Origin of the sequence: Shewanella sp. T24-MNA-CIBAN-0130, from assembly GCF_040310185.1 — a bacterium.
In the GTDB taxonomy this organism is placed as follows: domain Bacteria; phylum Pseudomonadota; class Gammaproteobacteria; order Enterobacterales; family Shewanellaceae; genus Shewanella; species Shewanella psychromarinicola.
The window spans coordinates 1-18,029 of sequence record NZ_JBEOPP010000075.1 but is presented as its reverse complement, the minus strand read 5'-3'; the positions used below and the strand labels follow the sequence as shown (position 1 = coordinate 18,029).

At 42.2% G+C, this 18,029-nt stretch carries 12 protein-coding genes; 10 read left to right on the top strand and 2 right to left on the bottom strand.

Features of this window, described 5'->3' with window-relative positions:
* The first annotated feature begins 65 nt into the window (after positions 1-65).
* From AAEZ02_RS19855 to AAEZ02_RS19820, 8 genes are all read left to right on the top strand, one after another.
* Positions 66-3,980, top strand: a complete 3,915-nt coding sequence (locus AAEZ02_RS19855; protein ID WP_502959599.1) for a response regulator — start codon at positions 66-68, stop codon at positions 3,978-3,980.
* Position 3,981: 1 nt separating this feature from the next.
* Positions 3,982-4,812, top strand: coding sequence for a CheR family methyltransferase (locus AAEZ02_RS19850; RefSeq protein ID WP_124013731.1), 831 nt, complete (start codon positions 3,982-3,984; stop codon positions 4,810-4,812).
* Between the two features lie 3 nt (positions 4,813-4,815).
* A complete protein-coding gene (locus AAEZ02_RS19845) occupies positions 4,816-5,397 on the top strand; it encodes a chemotaxis protein CheB (protein WP_124013730.1) in 582 nt (193 codons plus the stop codon).
* 2 nt (positions 5,398-5,399) lie between these two features.
* Positions 5,400-6,470, top strand: a complete 1,071-nt coding sequence (locus AAEZ02_RS19840; RefSeq protein WP_124013750.1) for a diguanylate cyclase domain-containing protein — start codon at positions 5,400-5,402, stop codon at positions 6,468-6,470.
* Positions 6,471-7,178: 708 nt separating this feature from the next.
* On the top strand, positions 7,179-8,279 hold the full coding sequence (locus tag AAEZ02_RS19835) for an acyltransferase family protein (RefSeq protein WP_351077746.1): 1,101 nt from the start codon (positions 7,179-7,181) through the stop codon (positions 8,277-8,279).
* A 1,249-nt stretch (positions 8,280-9,528) separates the two neighbouring features.
* On the top strand, positions 9,529-9,687 hold the full coding sequence (locus tag AAEZ02_RS19830; protein WP_164839479.1) for a hypothetical protein: 159 nt from the start codon (positions 9,529-9,531) through the stop codon (positions 9,685-9,687).
* The gene (locus tag AAEZ02_RS19825) at positions 9,684-10,961 is read left to right on the top strand and encodes an MFS transporter (RefSeq protein WP_124013728.1); all 1,278 of its coding nucleotides are present in this window, start codon (positions 9,684-9,686) and stop codon (positions 10,959-10,961) included. The genes AAEZ02_RS19830 and AAEZ02_RS19825 overlap by 4 nt, the downstream gene beginning before the upstream one ends.
* A 658-nt stretch (positions 10,962-11,619) precedes the next feature.
* Positions 11,620-12,024, top strand: coding sequence for a GFA family protein (locus AAEZ02_RS19820; RefSeq protein ID WP_124013727.1), 405 nt, complete (start codon positions 11,620-11,622; stop codon positions 12,022-12,024).
* Positions 12,025-12,230: 206 nt separating this feature from the next.
* Here the strand turns inward: AAEZ02_RS19820 and AAEZ02_RS19815 are convergent, their stop codons facing one another.
* Entirely contained in the window at positions 12,231-12,674 is a 444-nt protein-coding gene (locus AAEZ02_RS19815; RefSeq protein ID WP_101031506.1) for a SirB2 family protein, read from the bottom strand.
* A 1,253-nt stretch (positions 12,675-13,927) separates the two neighbouring features.
* On the opposite strand from AAEZ02_RS19815, the gene AAEZ02_RS19810 reads away from it, so the two are divergent.
* The gene (locus AAEZ02_RS19810) at positions 13,928-15,550 is read left to right on the top strand and encodes a BCCT family transporter (protein ID WP_351124673.1); all 1,623 of its coding nucleotides are present in this window, start codon (positions 13,928-13,930) and stop codon (positions 15,548-15,550) included.
* Positions 15,551-15,945: 395 nt separating this feature from the next.
* Here the strand turns inward: AAEZ02_RS19810 and ilvD are convergent, their stop codons facing one another.
* Positions 15,946-17,652, bottom strand: coding sequence for a dihydroxy-acid dehydratase (gene ilvD, locus AAEZ02_RS19805; RefSeq protein ID WP_351124671.1), 1,707 nt, complete (start codon positions 17,650-17,652; stop codon positions 15,946-15,948).
* A gap of 160 nt (positions 17,653-17,812) precedes the next feature.
* On the opposite strand from ilvD, the gene AAEZ02_RS19800 reads away from it, so the two are divergent.
* Positions 17,813-18,029 (top strand): hypothetical protein (locus tag AAEZ02_RS19800; RefSeq protein ID WP_351124668.1); only part of this gene is annotated, 217 nt, incomplete at its 3' end.

The window sequence follows — 18,029 nt, the reverse complement described above, 5'->3', positions numbered from 1 at the left end:
GTTTTCCTAGATTTAGTTAGGAAATAATCATGTCACATTTGAAGGTTATTGGTATGTGCGGTTAATTGAGCGCTTACATACAATCGCTGCGTTCCACCTCTATCGACACCTTCTTTAAAGAGCGTTTAATTAGTTTAGATACGCTTGCCAGGACAATAAGGCTGAAAGAGTTCATTCAGAACATGGATGAACGTCAAGTAACCACTAAAGATGATGACAGCTCTTTTTTTGAAACTTTTATCAGCAATTATGATTATGATGACTTTTTAATTTTAGATCCTAAAGAGGCAACCATTCTATTCTCTATAAAAGAGAAACCGCGATTAGGTTCATTACTTGCCACTAATAAGGGCAATGACCCTGCGCTAACGCAAGCTTGGAACAAGGCGATTACTAGCGGTGAAACTGCATTTTCTGATTTCGATTCAAGTAATACGCTTGGCCAACAAAAAACGGCCTATTTTTCTAGTCCTGTACGCGATAGCCGGGGCAATATCATCGCCGTTGTCGCGGTAAAAATATTACCCAGTCTGATTTCTAATATTGTTGATTCACGTGTCGGTCTGGGGAAAACTGGCGAATCGTATCTTATTGGCGAGAATCCGCACTCTACTAAAATTGAGTTCCGCAGTGATCTTGCCACTATGGGGAATGGCAGGTATGTCGTAGGCTTTAGTTTCGACAAAGATTTAGGCTACTGGACGGATGCAAAAAACGCCAGAGAAATAGGCGGGCAAAATACCTATATAGACAGTGCTGGTCGCTCGGTGCTTGTGATTTATACCCAGCTCAACGTCCCCGGATACAATTGGCATCTGATCTCTAAAATCAATGAAGATGAAGTCACCGAGCCGATCTTTTTTCTTTATCAGGCAATATTCGCTGCAGCAGCGATTGTCTTTTTTATTATCAGCTTTATCGCTGTTAATTTTTCCCGTTCTGTCACTGATCCGCTTATCCACAGCATGAAATTTGCGCAGGATATTGCAAAAGGAACATTGAACACATCTTTAGTGTTAGACCGGGGGGATGAGATCGGTGATTTAGGCTTGGCACTCAATAATATGGCCGAAAAGCTGCGTGAGCTGGATTGGATTAATTCAGGTAAAGAGAGCCTCGATAATCAACTGCGCGGTGATCTGCAACTCAGCGATCTTTCAAATTTGTTTATCTCTTTTTTCAGCAAACATATGAACGCGCAACTTGGCGCTTTATATCTGTTAGACCAAGATATTTTAGTACTTAAAACCAGTTATTCGTTTACGGACAGGCAAGGTAATTTTAACCAGATCCGGCTGGGTGAGGGCATGGTAGGGCAAGCTGCACTTGAGAAAGAGATCCTTATATTTTCCGGTGTAGTTCAAAATGCGCCAGTATTAAATTATGGGGTGGGTGAGGTGACGCCCAGTCATTTTATGGCAATACCTCTGGCGGTAGATGAACATTTACTGGGTGTTGTATTACTTGGCTCTATTACACCCTTTAGCGCACTGCAGAAGACATTCGTCAGAGAAGTGATTGGCAGTGCTGCCATTTTGTTTAATGCTGCCAATGCCCGTCTTGAGATCAGCTCACTGCTTGAGCAGGCGCAACATCATCAGGAAAGTTTAAGTAAATCTAACCATAAACTGAAACAACAAACAGAAGCGTTAATACTTTCTGAGCAAGCTCTGCAGACCCAACAGGAAGAGTTGCGCGTTACTAACGAAGAGCTCGAAGAGCAAACCAAAGTACTCAAAGAATCTGAAACTGAGCTGCAAGCGCAGCAAGAAGAACTGCGCGTCACCAATGAAGAATTGGAGGAACGCACCAAAGCACTTGAAAGCCAACAAATTGAGATGCAGGGGAAAAATGATCAGCTTTATTCCGCGCAACAAATAGTTGAAGAAAAAGCAAAAGAGCTCGAAATTTCAAGTAAATATAAATCCGAATTTTTAGCGAACATGTCCCATGAGTTAAGAACACCATTGAATAGTATTCTGATACTCTCGCAGTTATTTGCCAATAACAAAGATAATAATCTGACTAATAAGCAAATTGAATCTGCCAATGCAATCAACTCATCTGGTGCAGATTTGCTTTCATTAATCAATGAGATTTTAGATCTTTCTAAAGTAGAAGCTGGCAAAGTTGATCTGCATATTGAAGATGTCAGTTTTACTGCTATTGAATCTGATATTAGCCGTTTATATCAGGATATGGCGGCAGATAAGGGCGTAGACTTTCAGATAAATTTAGCCGACAACCTTCCTGATACTATACGGACTGATTCTCAGCGCCTGCAACAAGTTTTACGTAATCTATTGACCAATGCATTTAAGTTTACCCATGAAGGTGCTGTAACGCTTGATATAGCTCGGCCTTCAGCAGAAATCGCTAAAAAGTTGCACATGCCTTTGCATAATTTAGTGGCTTTCTCAGTAAAAGATGACGGTATTGGCATAAAAAAAGAGCAGCATCTTGCTATCTTTCAGGCCTTTCAGCAGGCCGATGGAAGTACTAGCCGCAATTATGGTGGGACCGGACTTGGCTTGTCTATCTCTAAAGAGCTTACCCATTTACTCGGTGGTTCAATTGAGCTGCAAAGTGAAGAAGGTAAAGGTTGTACTTTTACCGTGTTTTTACCCCTTGAGTACCAAGCGAAAGGCGCTTCTGCAGAAAATGTGCCTAAACTTCTAGCACCCAAGATTCATGAATCTCGAACCTCTAATTCAGAGGCCGCAGTTATTTCTGTTGCCGCAGATATACCCAAAATTGCAAGCTATGTGGAGGATGACAGACAATCTATCATTTCTGATCCTGCTCCTGAAGATAGAACGCTGCTGATTATCGAAGATGACCGAGCTTTTGCCGGCGTTATGCGCGACTTTGGCCGTGAAAGAGGCTTTAAATGCATCGTCGCGGAAACCGGTGAAACCGGCCTGCACTTTGCCGATTATTATAAACCGAGTGCCATTATTTTGGATATTGGTCTGCCGGGTATCGACGGGTGGACAGTGATGGAACGCCTTAAAGAAAATCCAAGTTTACGCCACATTCCGGTGCATTTTATGTCAGCCAGTGATAACAATCTTGAGGCGATGCGGATGGGCGCGATTGGCTATTTAACCAAGCCAGTCGATATCAAAAAATTAGATAAAGCCTTCGCTAACATTGAAGGTATTATCTCTAAATCAGTCAAACGACTACTTATTGTTGAAGACGATGACATTCAGCGAGCAAGCATTAAGCAGCTGATTGGTGAAGACGATCTAGATATTGTTGCTGTTTCAACAGGGAAGCAGGCGTTAGATGAACTCGAAAGAAATCGTTACGACTGTATGATCCTAGATCTTGGGTTAGAAGATATTAGCGGCTTTGAGTTACTCGAAGCGATAAGACGCAGCGAAACGGCTGCGCGAGTCCCCATTATCGTCTACACCGGTAGAGATCTGACTGCAGCCGAAGAAAAAGAGCTTAATCGTTATGCCGAAAGCATTATCATTAAAGGTGTTAAATCTCCAGAGCGGTTATTAGATGAGTCAGCCCTGTTTCTACATCGGATTGAGGCTAATTTGCCGGCTGAACAGCGGCGTATTTTAAAAGCCGTGCACAATAAAGAGTCAGTGCTAAGTGGTAAAAAAGTGCTATTGGTTGATGATGATATGAGAAATGTTTTTGCTCTTTCCAGCATTCTAGAAGATAAAGGCATGGATATCACCATCGCACGAGACGGTATGGAATGTCTTGTTAAATTAACAGAAAATCCAGATGTCGATATCGTACTCATGGATATAATGATGCCTAAAATGGATGGTTATGAAGCGATGCAACAGATCCGCATGCAGAGAAAGCATAACAACCTACCCATTATTGCACTCACTGCAAAAGCGATGAAAGGTGACAGAAGTAAATGTATTGAAGCCGGGGCTAGTGATTATCTTACCAAACCCATCGATAGCGAAAAGCTCCTGTCAATGATACGAGTCTGGTTATACTAATATGAATGATATAACAAATGAACAGCTGGAAATTCAGCTTCTGCTCGAAGCCATTTATATAAAATATGGTTATGACTTTAGAGAGTATTCTCTTGCTCACACCAAGAGAAGGTTGGAGTATCGTTGCGGCATAGAAGGAATAAAAAATTACGCAGAAATGCAGCATAAAGTGATTCATGATGCTAATTTTTTTGAACAACTCTTATTGGATCTGTCCATCAATGTCACTGAAATGTTTCGTGATCCCTGGTTCTATAAAAAAGTAAGGGAACTGGTGATCCCACATCTACACACTTACCCCTTTTTAAAAATTTGGCATGCTGGTTGCTCTGCGGGACAGGAAGTCTATTCGATGGGAATTATTTTACACGAGGAGTCTTTGAAAGAGCGGGCGCAGGTGTATGCGACCGATTTTAATGAGTCCATTTTAGAAAAGGCGAAAAAAGGGATCTACCCAATGGATTTAATTCGCCAGTATAGCGCTAACTATCAGGCTGCTAATGGTAGCGCCTCATTTTCGGATTATTACACGGCAGATTATGATCATGTGATCATGAAAAATGTACTGAAAGATAAAGTACTTTTTACTCCTCATAATCTGGCAACCGATGGTGCTTTTGGTGAGATGCACGTTATTTTTTGCCGCAATGTTCTTATCTATTTTACCCGAGAGTTACAAAACCGAGTCTTTAATCTATTTTATGATAGCCTAATACCTGGCGGATTTTTATGCTTAGGCTCAAAAGAGAGCCTTAGATTTGCAGACATAGCTGATAAGTTCGAATTGGTTTCAGAACCAGAAAAAATCTATCGAAAAAAACGCGGGAGATAAGCCATGAGCTGTAATAATATACATTATAGAGCCGTGGTTATTGGTGCGTCAGCCGGCGGATTAGCGGCTGTAGGCGCAATACTTGCTGAACTAAAATCAACTTTCTGCATACCGATATTATTAGCGCAACATATCAGCCCGCATGTTGAGAGTCACTTAGCCACTCACTTTGCAGCTAAAACGGCTTTGGCTGTCAAAGAAGCGGAAGATAAAGATCCGATTAAACGCGGGAGCTTATATATTGCGCCGTCTAATTATCATCTTCTTGTTGGGTTTGATGGTTGTACCGCACTTTCAATCGATCCCCCGGTTAACTACTCTCGCCCTTCCATTGATGTGCTGTTTGAGAGTGCAGCTGATTACTTTGGCAACGAGTTAATTGGCATTATCCTTAGCGGCGCAAATTCAGATGGCGCGGCAGGGCTAAAAAAAATAAAACAACGGGGTGGGTTAACGGTTGTTCAGTCTTTAGACAGCGCCGAAGTAAAGACTATGCCACAAGCAGCAATAGAGGCTGCCAATGCAGACCATATTCTTTCTCTGAAAGATATAGGTCACTTTTTAAATACTATATGTGAATGTTAACTATGCTAGCACCCCCTAAAATTTTGATTGTAGATGACCGGATAGAAAATCTGATTACATTAGATCATCTTCTCTCTGAGTTTAACGTAACACTTATCAGAGCAACTTCTGGAGAACAAGCGCTAGCCCATACACTCGACAATGACTTTGCTCTGGTACTGCTAGATGTAAGGATGCCGACGATGGATGGTTATGAAGTTGCTGAATTGATGCGAGGGAATAAGAAAACCCGGAATATCCCGATTATCTTTATTACTGCAGAATCAAGTGCTGACGCAAACATATTTAAAGGCTACCAATCCGGAGCCGTTGATTACCTAGTTAAACCCCTTAATGCCGACATCTTCAGCAGTAAAATCAGCGTTTTTCTTCAGTTATATGAACAAAAACATGCACTGCACCAAAAAAACATAGAATTCGATCATAAGCTAGCCGAGCTGGAAGAATTACAGCAACAGCTTGAAGAAACTAACCAACAACTGCTAATGCTATCAACACTAGATGGTCTTACAGGACTGGTTAACAGAAGGAAATTTGATGAGATTTTCTCTGATGAGTGGCAAAGAGCATCCCGATCTGCAACCGCAATGGCGGTGATCATGATGGATATCGATTGTTTTAAAATGTTTAACGATACTTTTGGTCACCAGCAAGGCGATAATTGCCTACTTAGCGTGGCGAGTACGCTGAAAGGGATGGATCTTAGGCATCTGGACAAAATAGCGCGTATCGGAGGAGAAGAGTTTGCCGTTATTCTGCCGGAAACAGACTCAAATGGTGCGATGCTAGTTGCAGAGCGTATTCGAAAAACCATTGAAGCGCTTAAAATCCCTCACAGTAAAGCATCTGGTAATCCCTGGGTTACTGCAAGCTTTGGGGTAAGCTCGATCATTCCGCATCGAGGATGCAATCCGAGGGTACTGATGGAAACTGCCGATAGGGCGCTTTACGAGTCAAAGCATAAAGGCAGAAATTGTTGTTCTGAAAAGCAGATTATTGACGCTAATATTGTCTCGATTGAGCTTGACGCTGAGCCGATGATAAAACAAAAAAGATTAATTGTAGCCATATAATAAAGGCTTTACATCCTTTGTAGATGTTTATTTTATCGGTGTTGTCGATAGCATTTCCCTACCTTGCCGGTATTTAATTTGTTATATCAGCAGCACAGCTGTCGGTGGTGCATTTGCTGCAGATTTTACAATAAAAGTAGGCTTTTTCAGTTCTAATGCGATATTCCCGCATATGCATTTCTTGTCTCATTTGATTTAGAAACGGACTTTTGGTCATCATAAGAGCTCACAATAAAATGGTACGGATATACTATTATTAATTTTTGATGATGTTCACAGTAATATTAGATAAATAGTACGCGCTTATACTTTTATAAAACATAAATAACAATTAAAAACAAGTGTTTACTCTAATGTCAAAGTAGAGTGTAGGTTTGAAAACTGCGCAATGCATAAAGACTAAAACGGTAGTTGTTGCTACTTGTTATCGGTATTTTTTTAAAAATGTGCTTTTTAGTTAAAATTTCTGGCATTTGCTTGAATTGTTTTTTGTGCTAACTTTAATGTTGTAGTTTAGAATTTTGACTGAATAATTTAGCCTAAATGGATTTAGTGTAATTCCCTTAATAGGCTTAAGCATAAATGGTTCAAAACCATGTTGAGCGAAAAGTAGATGTGGTTGCAATCAAACGAAGAATAACAGTTGGCTATAGCTTTATAGATCAAAGATTATAGTCACCGATTATCTTCCGCTTACATGGTGTTCGATTGCTTTCTGAGGTAGATATGATAAATCGCACTATTTATATTGATGTAGCAAAAGGTATATCAATTACTTTAGTGGCTATTTTTCACAGTAATTTGAAGTCTTTTTTTCCAGAAATAATTGAACCAATGGCTTTGTTTCGGTTGCCACTGTTTTTCTTTTTATCTGGGGTGTTTTTTTCTTATTCAATTTCTCCTAAAGCGTTTATTTTTAAAAAAGCAGAAGCGCTGCTCAAACCATACTTTTCTGTGCTTTTTATGCTTTTTTTCTTCAGTGTTATTTCTCAAGATGATAATCTTATATCCCAGCTAAAAGGTATTTTTTATGGAAATGGCAACACCATAAGATGGGTGCCATTATGGTTTCTAACTCACTTATTTTCAGTATATTGCTTTAGTTATTTTATTTTTCGCTTTACTCGGTTTAACGCCTTATCTTACTATAACAAGTCTATTTTATTACTGATATTTTTATTTTCTGGTTCATTATTAATTGGTATGGTTAGCGATAGTGATTTAACGATCTTTAACTCGCTCATCAAATTGCCAGAACTACCATTTTCAATCGATATCATATTGATAACATCGGTATACTTTATATCGGGTTTCTTACTTAAAGATAAGATTATTAACTTTTCTCCAAATACTTATCTATTTATTTTATCTATAATTATTTTTATATGTATTATATCGTTTTCAGAAGCGCACACCGACTTAAATAAGCGACTATATAAAGTACCTACTTTAGCGACGTTAGGGGCCGCATGCGGCATTTACTTTATACTGAGTGTTTCATGGTTTATTGCAAAAAATAAAGCCTTAATGCGTATACCGTTGGCACTAGGGAGCTCTAGTCTATATATTCTCATATTTCACAAATGGATTGAATACAATGCGTATAGTTATGCATATGGTTATACTTCTAAAAGTACAGCAGATAATATAATATTTTTGACATCACTGGCTATCTTAGCATTTTTATTAAGTATCTCAATTCCATTGCTTATAAAATGGGTTGTAAATCGAAACGCTATTTTAGCACTCTTCTTTTTGCCATTTAAAACTAACCCCTTGCTGCAGCGGACATTTTACTCGCACCGCTAATCAAAGTATTAGCAACATGGCGAATATTGATAATTGTGGCGTTGTGTGATCATCATCGAAGAATCAGTATGGCAAAATAATTAGTGAAATTGACAATTATATCGTAGCAAGTGATATGTCTGATCGAGATAGTGAAGGGATATATTCTAGTAAGGACATGCTCGTGAAGTATTTTAAAATTAACGGTAATCAATCACATAATAAGAGACTTATGTTTATCCAATAAGTATAAGTGAAGTATATGGGACAATTACTGACGCCAAAGGTAAGGGGATTGGTTTTAAGAGAAGCTAATAAAGAAAATATTGTTCGTGCTTAACATGCAAACGGCCTAAATGGCATATCATTCACATGTTATTGCAACGTTAAGGCTGGAACCGCCTGTGTCGGAAATCAACAGATTAGGCAAAAGTTGTAAACCGAATGATAAAACCCGAAACCATAAGGGTGGATCATTAATTGATTTGAAACGATAAGACTGGATCATAATAATGCATAATCCCTAAACGCAAACTGGCTAATAGATAGGCCTATTCGTGCCAAAATAGAAGTCACTCCTAAAACCTGAGATCACGCCAATATTTAAGGACGTAGTTAATCTGCTATCTTGCGGCTCATCCCGTCGGGTTAAATACCCTTGGCCAGATCGAGCTTGTAAAGTAGCGATAACAGGATGAGATGGTTTGCACCTTAGTGCGCAGCCTATTACGAGCATAGGGCACTTGCTTATGTCGTAAAATCCATATCAGCATGGCGAGCCGTGATATAACAGAAAATGATATGGTTAGAAGCCGCTTGTTTATAATTATGTAATAATTATAATGCACGCATGTAAGATATACGATTGAGTGGACCGAGCTAAAGAGTCTTCAATTTGGAAGTGACACGGCATTTTTTTAGGGAACACAAACAGTTTTTTGATCCACATGCTCGATTGATTAAAGACTCCGACCATTGTGATGAGGAAGATATATTCATCCCTCTTGGAATCGGCATAGCGTTAACATTGCTTGTGGTTTGCCTTTAAGTGAAAACAGATGAATCAATTCGAATAATATCTGCTCGAAAACCAGAAAAATTCGAACGTAAATATTCGAGGAATTTCGCCATGGGTAAACAATATGACTTTTCAAATTCTGTCCAGCCATCCCTATACACAGACATTAAACGAATAAATCACAATCAGGCTTGATAAAGAGACTATAGCCTATTCTAACGAAATGGCTGACGACAAAGGCATTCCTTTTCAATGGCTAATCAAGCTTTATCTTCACAGCTGCGCACAAAACCATCTGGATTTGAACTTTCAATGGCAATTATCGGCTCAAATAACAAACGCATGCAGTTGGACGCGGCAAAGCCGCAGGCTGCACAAAAAATCAACAGGGCGCGAAAGGAGGTTTCATGATTAAAGTGTTGTTCAGGGTCTGGCCCCTTTTACTCGGCATTGTGTTCATCATGCTCGGCAACGGCATGCATTTCACCCTTATCGGCCTGCGCGGCGGGATTGAGGGTTTTTCGACTGCTGAACTGGCCATCGTTACATCGGGCTATTTTATGGGTTTTCTGTTGGGCGCGCGCTTATCTCCGCTGATGATCAAACGGGTAGGGCATGTGCGCGTCTTCGCGGCGCTTGGCAGCTTTATGTCGGCGGGGCTGATCGCCTTTCCGTTGCTGACCGAACCTTGGGCTTGGACTGTGCTGCGACTGCTCTTGGGCATTTGCATGTCGGGTATCTATGTCACTGCCGAGAGTTGGCTGAACAACGCTGCCACCAATGAGACGCGCGGCAAGGTGCTGTCGGCTTATATGATCGCGCAGACGCTGGGTATCATCGGCGCACAGGGCCTGCTGACGTTAGGCGATGCCGGGACCTCAGTGCTGTTTATGTGTGCCTCGATTCTCGTTTCGATCTCCTTTGCGCCAATCCTGCTTTCCGCCACCCCGGTCCCAGTTGTCGAAGTTGTCCGTCCTATGCCTTTGCGTGACCTTTACACCGGCTCGCCGCTCGGCACCGTCGGGATATTTTTGCTTGGCAGCGCCTTCGCGACGCAAACGGGTATGGGCGCGGTTTTCGGCACTCAGATAGGGCTCACGGCGACACAGATAGCGCTGTTCATCGCGATGCTGTTCTCCGGGGCTTTGGTATTGCAATATCCCATCGGCTGGCTTTCGGACCAGATGGATCGGCGTAAGTTGATTTTCGGAGCAGCCTCTCTCGGCGCGGCATCTTGCGCATTGGGTTGGCTCACTAGCGGCGGTCTGTGGCCCTTGATGGTGTCCGCCTTCTTCGCTGGCGGTGTGGCAATGCCGCTCTATGCCTTGTTACTGGCCCACGCTAACGATTCTCTTTCGACCGAAGATATGCCAGCGGCCTCCGGGGGGTTAGTTTTCACCTTCGGACTGGGCGCGATCTTAGGCCCACTGGTTACTGGCTTGGCGATGCAAGGGCTTGGCCCCTACGGATTCTGGCTGGTGCTTGGCGCGACCTTCTGTGCTATCGCGTTTTATGCGCTTTACCGCATGACGCAGCGCGCGGTCACCCCAGTGGACGAAACCGAAAGCTATCTTGGTGTACTGCCCACCGCGTCATTTGTGGCGGTGGAGGCAGCAGGTGCTTGGGCCGCCGAAAAGGCCGAGGCTGAACGCGAGGCCGATGTGGAAGCTGACGATAAATCCTGATCGCGGTGGCGCAATGGCGCAAACAGGCAGCCGACATGGAAGCTCGACCGCGGCGACCAGACCAATTGCGTCCGTTTGGTCCCTATCGGGCGCGCATATTGCGTAAACAGGACCATCTAAGATCTGTGGCAATGATTTAAACACTCGTATTTTGTTAAGTGTATTTTGCGGTAATGAGTGATGACCCGACCTATACCAACAATTGTGCTTAGAAGAGATACCTTCCCCTGTATATGGGAAGTTGCCACTGCTGCACTGCGTCGTTAGCCCCGTTTTCATGTGCGGGTAGACGCCAATACAGTTGGAAACGTGAACAACCGATGAAATGGATTGGTCCTCAAATTTTTGAACTCGCTATCATTTTTGCTATTGATATTTGTGCCTATGCACTCTTGTTAATGAGCAGAGAGTCATCATTTGCTGATGGTCTTGAAAGTGGATGTAGATATAACGATAAGCGGGTCAGATAACAATGTTATGGTCCAATGCAGAAGGGGGTAAAGGCAAAATGTTAACCCAAAAGTTTGTTAAAGATGAAAGCTAATATCAAATAGTCATATAACACATCAATTATATGCACCTAACAAGATGGGCTGTGACGCAAAAACTCACATCCCGTATTGAAGTATTAAATGCAATCAGTTACGGAGGGAGTCTAATGTCAAAAATTACAGGTAGTTGCTTATGCGGGAAAGTTACTTTCGAAATGAATAATAATTTCGATAAATTTCACTTTTGTTATTGTAGACAATGCCAAAAGACAACCGGCAGTGCTCATGCTTCAAATTTATTCACACAACCTGATAATATTACATGGTTGAGTGGTTTCGAATTAGTTAAACGTTTTGATGTTGCTGGTCGTTCTATATCGAAAGCGTTTTGTACTGAGTGTGGATGTGGAGTACCTGACCTTTCTGGTTCAGGTAAAGCTTTAGTTGTGCCTGCAGGGTGCTTAGATGCTAACCCTGATATAGCCCCCCAAGACAAAATTTTCTGCTCTGAAAAACCAGAATGGTACGATAAGGCTATTTATGCAAAATCATTTTTGGAATTTGCAGAGTAATTTACACTTATCAAGAAGTTATTCATAGATTTACTGCTCTCTAGGACTATCAACCATTCATCTTCCCTAGAGCGCTTTTGCCTCAGCGTGAATGACTATCTTTTGCCAGTGACAAAAAGCTATCGAATGACATAAAGATCGAGCGAGTCAGTGCTTATTTTATCAAACCGTGGTTAACATTACTTAACCACTTCAATTGAAATAGCCTAGCAAATCGCTGTTAACATGGACTGTCCTAACTCAATATAAGCATTAGTATCTTCGCTTATACCTTTGACTTTAAGATGATCGGCAAAACCAAGTCGTGCACTCATGACGAACCAAAATATTGCACTAATTAAGCCCACAATACGCCACAAATTTGACTTAGCCCACTTAAGCGCAAAGGTAATAGACAGTACATAGAGTACGAAACCACCTAATTTAGATGATGCCCACCCATTTACGAAGGGGTACAATTTAAGTGGATTAACGGCAACCAGATAGATAAAGGTGAAGATAAACAGAGTATATAAAATATGTGGGCCAATCTTCAGTAGTTTATTATTAACCTTGTCAGACCCTTTCATCGTCAACACAAAGTTAATGATGAAAAAGATAAACGTAAGCGCAATTATGGTCAAATGGGTATGTTTAACTATCATGTACATGGTGTTGTTCCCTAAAAATAATTTTTTTATTTAATATTTAGACTGACTGAATATAGTGTAAAGTCAAATAAAAGGCTCTGGTCTAATGCTTCTAGTTCCATTGTTTACGGTTTACCCTTTAAATAATGAGGTGATCCAACATCTGACTTTGAACATGGAAATACCATCGAATTTAAAAGGGCGCTTGTAAAGGTGTTTTGTCCAAAAGATAAATCACTTACAAAATATATACCTTTACCTCGTCTTTTAATACCACGTTATCATCCACATTTCATAGCGTATCGACAAGTTAACCCGCTTTGCCTGCTACGACAACATTGTTAAACAATCATTGTCAGCGGCTATATCAACAATGGCATTTCATACCATGGTGGTCAGCATCAGACGCCGGCACAAAAACAAAACCTGCAACTATAAGCGTCGCCGTTATTGCCTGAATGCTGGCACTATGAATATGTTAAAAGTTTACTGACCTTGTTAAAGGGTTATTTTTATTATCAATACCATCCTTACGAATGGTACTGAGATTAAGATCAATTAAGTTACTCATTAACTTAGGATATTTATCTCACTCATTAAAGCCCCAAAGCAATGTAGAGTAACTAGCCATTAACAATATCCTCATATCAATTTGCCATAAACTGACATCTGTAATGAATGGGACTAGTTTCTATCTCAATCAATTTACAACCATGAGTCTAAAAAAGCGGCGAGTATTACTTAGCCACTACAAAGTGAGCTTAGTAACAATGGCAAGACGCATATAATCGCCGAGCTCATATTGAGATAGTGACTAGAAGAATGGGCTGCAAGGTTTACAGCGCTGAAAAATTTATTCTATAAATAATCACCCACTAAAGTTGATAACCAGCAGAATAAAAAGTGCTCAAACGGCATATTTATTATGCTTAATTGAGATTGCCGCGATTAAATCTTCTGCTCAAGTTGGACTTAGCTAACTGAACTGTAAGTTAATTTCATTTAATCATTTCACTGTTTATCTTTTCATTGAGTACTTAGCAAGGTACGAGTTGCAGTAAGCCAATGTTCTGCCTTGATAAAATCGTAAGATACAATTTAAATCGCTTTAGCTGACCCTAAACTAGCGAGGAAAAAGATCTTCCGAAGAAAGCTCACAACCTAGTTAGGGTTGATTTTAAAAATATAGGCTGATAGTCTCTGTCGTTTTTTTTGGTACTAGGTACTAGTAGTGGCAAAAATCTTTTAGTAGCAAAAAACTTTTGGAGTCAGAGATGACTGATTTAACGGACAGCTTTAAAGTGGCTGATATAACGACTTCGTTAGCTGCAACTAGCAGTAATGTATGCGATCCTCGTTCGGCCCCCCGCTCAGTAGAGAAGAGCTCTACAGCGGAAAAATTGGCCTTAAGCAATCCAGCCTTTTGGTATAGTGGTGGATTTATCTGCTTGTTTGTTTTACTGGCTTTATTCGACAGTGAACTGTTAGCCAGTTTGGTCAATACTGGTTTTTCGTGGTCGGTAAATGTGTTCGGCCCTTATTGGCAAGTATTATTATTACTTACCTTTTTAATTAGTCTAGCGTTAGCTGCAGGTCGTACTGGGAATGTTATTTTAGGTGGGATTGCTAAACCTGAAATGGGTACCTTTCGTTGGATGGCTATTATATTTTGTACGCTACTTGCCGGTGGTGGTGTTTTTTGGGCTGCTGCTGAGCCTATAGCCCATTTTGTTAGTCCTCCGCCTTTGTATGGCGCATCAGGAGATATTCAGCAAGTTGCTGTTAATGCATTATCGCAATCCTTTATGCATTGGGGCTTCCTCGCGTGGGCTATCGTCGGTAGCTTAACGGCTATTGTGGTGATGCATCTACATTATGATAAAGGTTTACCGCTAAAACCAAGGATCCTTCTTTATCCTGTTCTTGGTGAGCGAGCGCTGAAAGGCCATACTGGTGCATTGATTGATGCCTGCTGCATTATCGGTGTTGCCGCTGGCACCATCGGTCCTATTGGTTTCCTTGGGTTACAGGTTAGTTACGCATTAAATGCGCTGTTTGATATTCCTGATGGTTTTACGACACAATTAATCATTATCTTGTTTGCCATTGCCTTATATACCTTATCGGCGTTAAGTGGTTTGAATCGAGGCATGCAAACATTGAGTCGTTATAATGTGATCCTCGCCTCTGCTTTAATGCTTTATATTCTCATTTTTGGTCCAACAAACTTTATTATTAATGGTTATATCCAAGGGGTGGGTAGTCTGCTTAATAACTTCATTCCGATGGCGACATTTAGAGGTGATGAAAGTTGGTTAAGCGGATGGACCGTCTTCTTTTGGGGATGGTTCGTTGGTTATAGCCCAATGATGGCAATTTTTATTGCGCGAATTTCTCGTGGCAGAAGTCTTCGCCAACTCATCTCGACGACTAGCATTATTGCGCCCTTGGTAACCTGTTTTTGGTTTACGGTTGTCGGTGGCTCTGGCTTGGCATTTGAAATTGCCAATCCTGGCAGCGTGAGTGGCGCGTTTGAAGGTTTTAACTTGCCCGGTGCATTACTGGCAGTAACATCACAATTGCCTTTCCCGACGGTGATCTCGATTTTATTCTTAGTATTGACGACTATTTTTATCGTCACCACCGGTGATTCGATGACTTATACCATCAGTGTCGTCATCAGTGGTGAAACAGAGCCCAATGCAATGATCCGTATATTTTGGGGGGTCATGATGGGGGTCACAGCGTTAATTTTGATTTCCCTCGGTTCTGGGGGGATATCTGCGCTGCAATCCTTCATTATTATCACCGCGGTCCCTGTGTCGATCATATTGCTGCCTTCTCTTTGGAATGCACCACAAATCGCGATACAAATGGCCAAGGATCAAGGGTTATAAAAATTAATCATTAAAGACAATATATAAGCATTAGTCAGACGATAAATGATGCGATTCGAGGCCGAAAGTTGAAAATCTAGTGACAATTAATCAACAACTTATAACAACGAAGACCATCGTTTCTCGGCCTGCGCTTCGGGTGTTTAGCCCGAAGCCTAGCACTGTGTTGAAATGACTAATCTGTAACCTCAGGGATGAGGTTAATCTACTAATGAATCCGCTATTTTGAACTTGGTACAGAAGAAATCCGAAGAAACAAAAAAGTGGCGATGTCTTATCTCGGCGGCTGATATTTTCAGCCATATTGTTGTCTTAGGATCGATGTAAAAGATTGTAAAAAAGCCCAAGCAGAAAATGCTGCATAGGGCTTTATGATGCACTAACGAACGTCATGCTTAAAAGTCATCGAGTACGGCACCTTTACTGGCGCTAGAAGCGTTAAAAGCAAACTTTGCTTGCACTCCTCGGTTGTAACGTGGCATTGGCGCTTGCCAGCTTTTTTTACGCTCAAAAAGCTCCTCATCGCTGATGTTCAGTTGCAGTAGCAACTGTTTAGCATCAATTGTGATGGAGTCGTTTTCATGAATGAACGCGATATTACCCCCAGCGGCCGCTTCAGGTGCCACATGTCCGACTACCATCCCCCAGGTACCACCGGAAAAGCGTCCGTCGGTGATTAAGCCAACGCTTTCACCTAAACCTGCACCAACTAATGCGCCTGTAGGTGCAAGCATTTCTGGCATCCCGGGGCCACCTTTAGGTCCTAGGTAGCGCAATACCATAACGTCACCCGCGTTTATTCTCCCCGCCAATATGGCTGCCAGAGCGGTTTGTTCATCGTTGAACACCCGGGCTGGGCCAGTCATTACCGGATTTTTTAGGCCGGTGATTTTGGCCACACAGCCTTCGGGTGACAAATTACCCTTAAGAATGGCCAGGTGGCCCTGCTGGTACATTGGGTTGCTGAGCGGACGAATCACATCCTGATCGGCACGTGGCACATCGGGCACGTCTTTCAGTATTTCTGCAATGTTCTGACCGGTGATGGTTAAACAGTCGCCATGCAGTAGGCCTGCGGACAATAATATTTTCATGACCTGCGGGATCCCACCGGCTTGGTGCAGATCCACAGCCAAGTATTCTCCACTAGGTTTGAGGTTGCACAGTACGGGTGTCTTTTGGCGCACTCGCTCAAAGTCGTCAATCGTCCATTCCACTTCAGCCGCATGGGCGATAGCTAAAAAGTGCAGCACGGCATTAGTCGAGCCACCCGTGGCCATGATGACCGCCACCGCGTTTTCAATCGATTTACGGGTAACAATATCGCGCGGTTTGATATTTTGCCTTATTGCTTCAATCAGTACCTTGGCAGACTCTTTGGCGGAATCCACTTTCTCGTCATGGGGATTAGCCATAGTTGATGAATAGGGCAGAGAAATACCCAGGGCTTCAAATGAGCTCGACATGGTATTCGCTGTGTACATACCACCGCAGCTACCTGTGCTTGGTACGGCCCGGCGCTCAATTTGCAATAAGTCCTCGTCGCTCATTTTCCCCGCGGCATGTTGACCCACGGCTTCGAAAACACTGACGATATTGAGTGCTTTACCCTTATAATGCCCGGGTAGTACGGTGCCGCCATACACATAGATAGAAGGCACGTTGGCACGCAGCATACCCATTAGGCCGCCAGGCATATTTTTATCACAACCACCAATAACTATTACGCCGTCCATCCACTGACCCTGTACGCAGGTTTCAATACAGTCAGAGATCACTTCGCGGCTGATCAATGAATACTTCATGCCCTCGGTGCCCATGGCCATACCATCTGAAATGGTCGGGGTGCCAAAAACTTGGGCGTTACCACCCGCTTCTTCAATACCTGCGATTGCGGCATCGGCTAACTTTTGCAGGCCACTGTTGCACGGAGTGATAGTGCTGTGTCCGTTGGCTACACCAACCATAGGTTTATTGAAGTCTTCTGCTTGGTAACCCATAGCGTAATACATCGAACGATTTGGCGCGCGTGTCGGTCCTTCGGTAATATTTTTACTACGACGATTAATCTGGTCGCTAGTGTTTTTATTGTCTTGTGTCATAGTGTTTCTCGTCGAATTAACGTTAATAAAAGTAAAGTATGCCCGAGGGAATGAAACGACTCCAGATATTTAGCATGCTGACTCCCTTGTTAATATCACTATTCCTAAAACCTAGAACGCTACGCTGCTAGATTCTATAAAAGCAAAGCTTAGATGCTAGGTGACGAGCGATATCAAGCGAAAGGGCGATAGCAAGCGTAAGAGCGATATCAAGCGTAAGGGCGATAGCAAGCGTAAGGGCGATAGCAAGCGTAAGGGCGATAGCAAGCGTAAGAGCGATATCAAGCGTAAGGGCGATATCAAGCGTAAGGGCGATAGCAAGCGTAAGGGCGATAGCAAGCGTAAGGGCGATAGCAAGCGTAAGGGCGATAGCAAGC

What these genes read in the sequence shown, in the direction of transcription:
- AAEZ02_RS19820 (WP_124013727.1), top strand. Translation starts at nt 11,620, where the DNA reads ATGTCAAAAATTACAGGTAGTTGCTTATGCGGGAAAGTTACTTTCGAA.
- AAEZ02_RS19845 (WP_124013730.1), top strand. Translation starts at nt 4,816, where the DNA reads ATGAGCTGTAATAATATACATTATAGAGCCGTGGTTATTGGTGCGTCA.
- ilvD (WP_351124671.1), bottom strand. Translation starts at nt 17,652, where the DNA reads ATGACACAAGACAATAAAAACACTAGCGACCAGATTAATCGTCGTAGT.
- AAEZ02_RS19810 (WP_351124673.1), top strand. Translation starts at nt 13,928, where the DNA reads ATGACTGATTTAACGGACAGCTTTAAAGTGGCTGATATAACGACTTCG.
- AAEZ02_RS19825 (WP_124013728.1), top strand. Translation starts at nt 9,684, where the DNA reads ATGATTAAAGTGTTGTTCAGGGTCTGGCCCCTTTTACTCGGCATTGTG.
- AAEZ02_RS19830 (WP_164839479.1), top strand. Translation starts at nt 9,529, where the DNA reads ATGGCTAATCAAGCTTTATCTTCACAGCTGCGCACAAAACCATCTGGA.
- AAEZ02_RS19840 (WP_124013750.1), top strand. Translation starts at nt 5,400, where the DNA reads ATGCTAGCACCCCCTAAAATTTTGATTGTAGATGACCGGATAGAAAAT.
- AAEZ02_RS19815 (WP_101031506.1), bottom strand. Translation starts at nt 12,674, where the DNA reads ATGTACATGATAGTTAAACATACCCATTTGACCATAATTGCGCTTACG.
- AAEZ02_RS19850 (WP_124013731.1), top strand. Translation starts at nt 3,982, where the DNA reads ATGAATGATATAACAAATGAACAGCTGGAAATTCAGCTTCTGCTCGAA.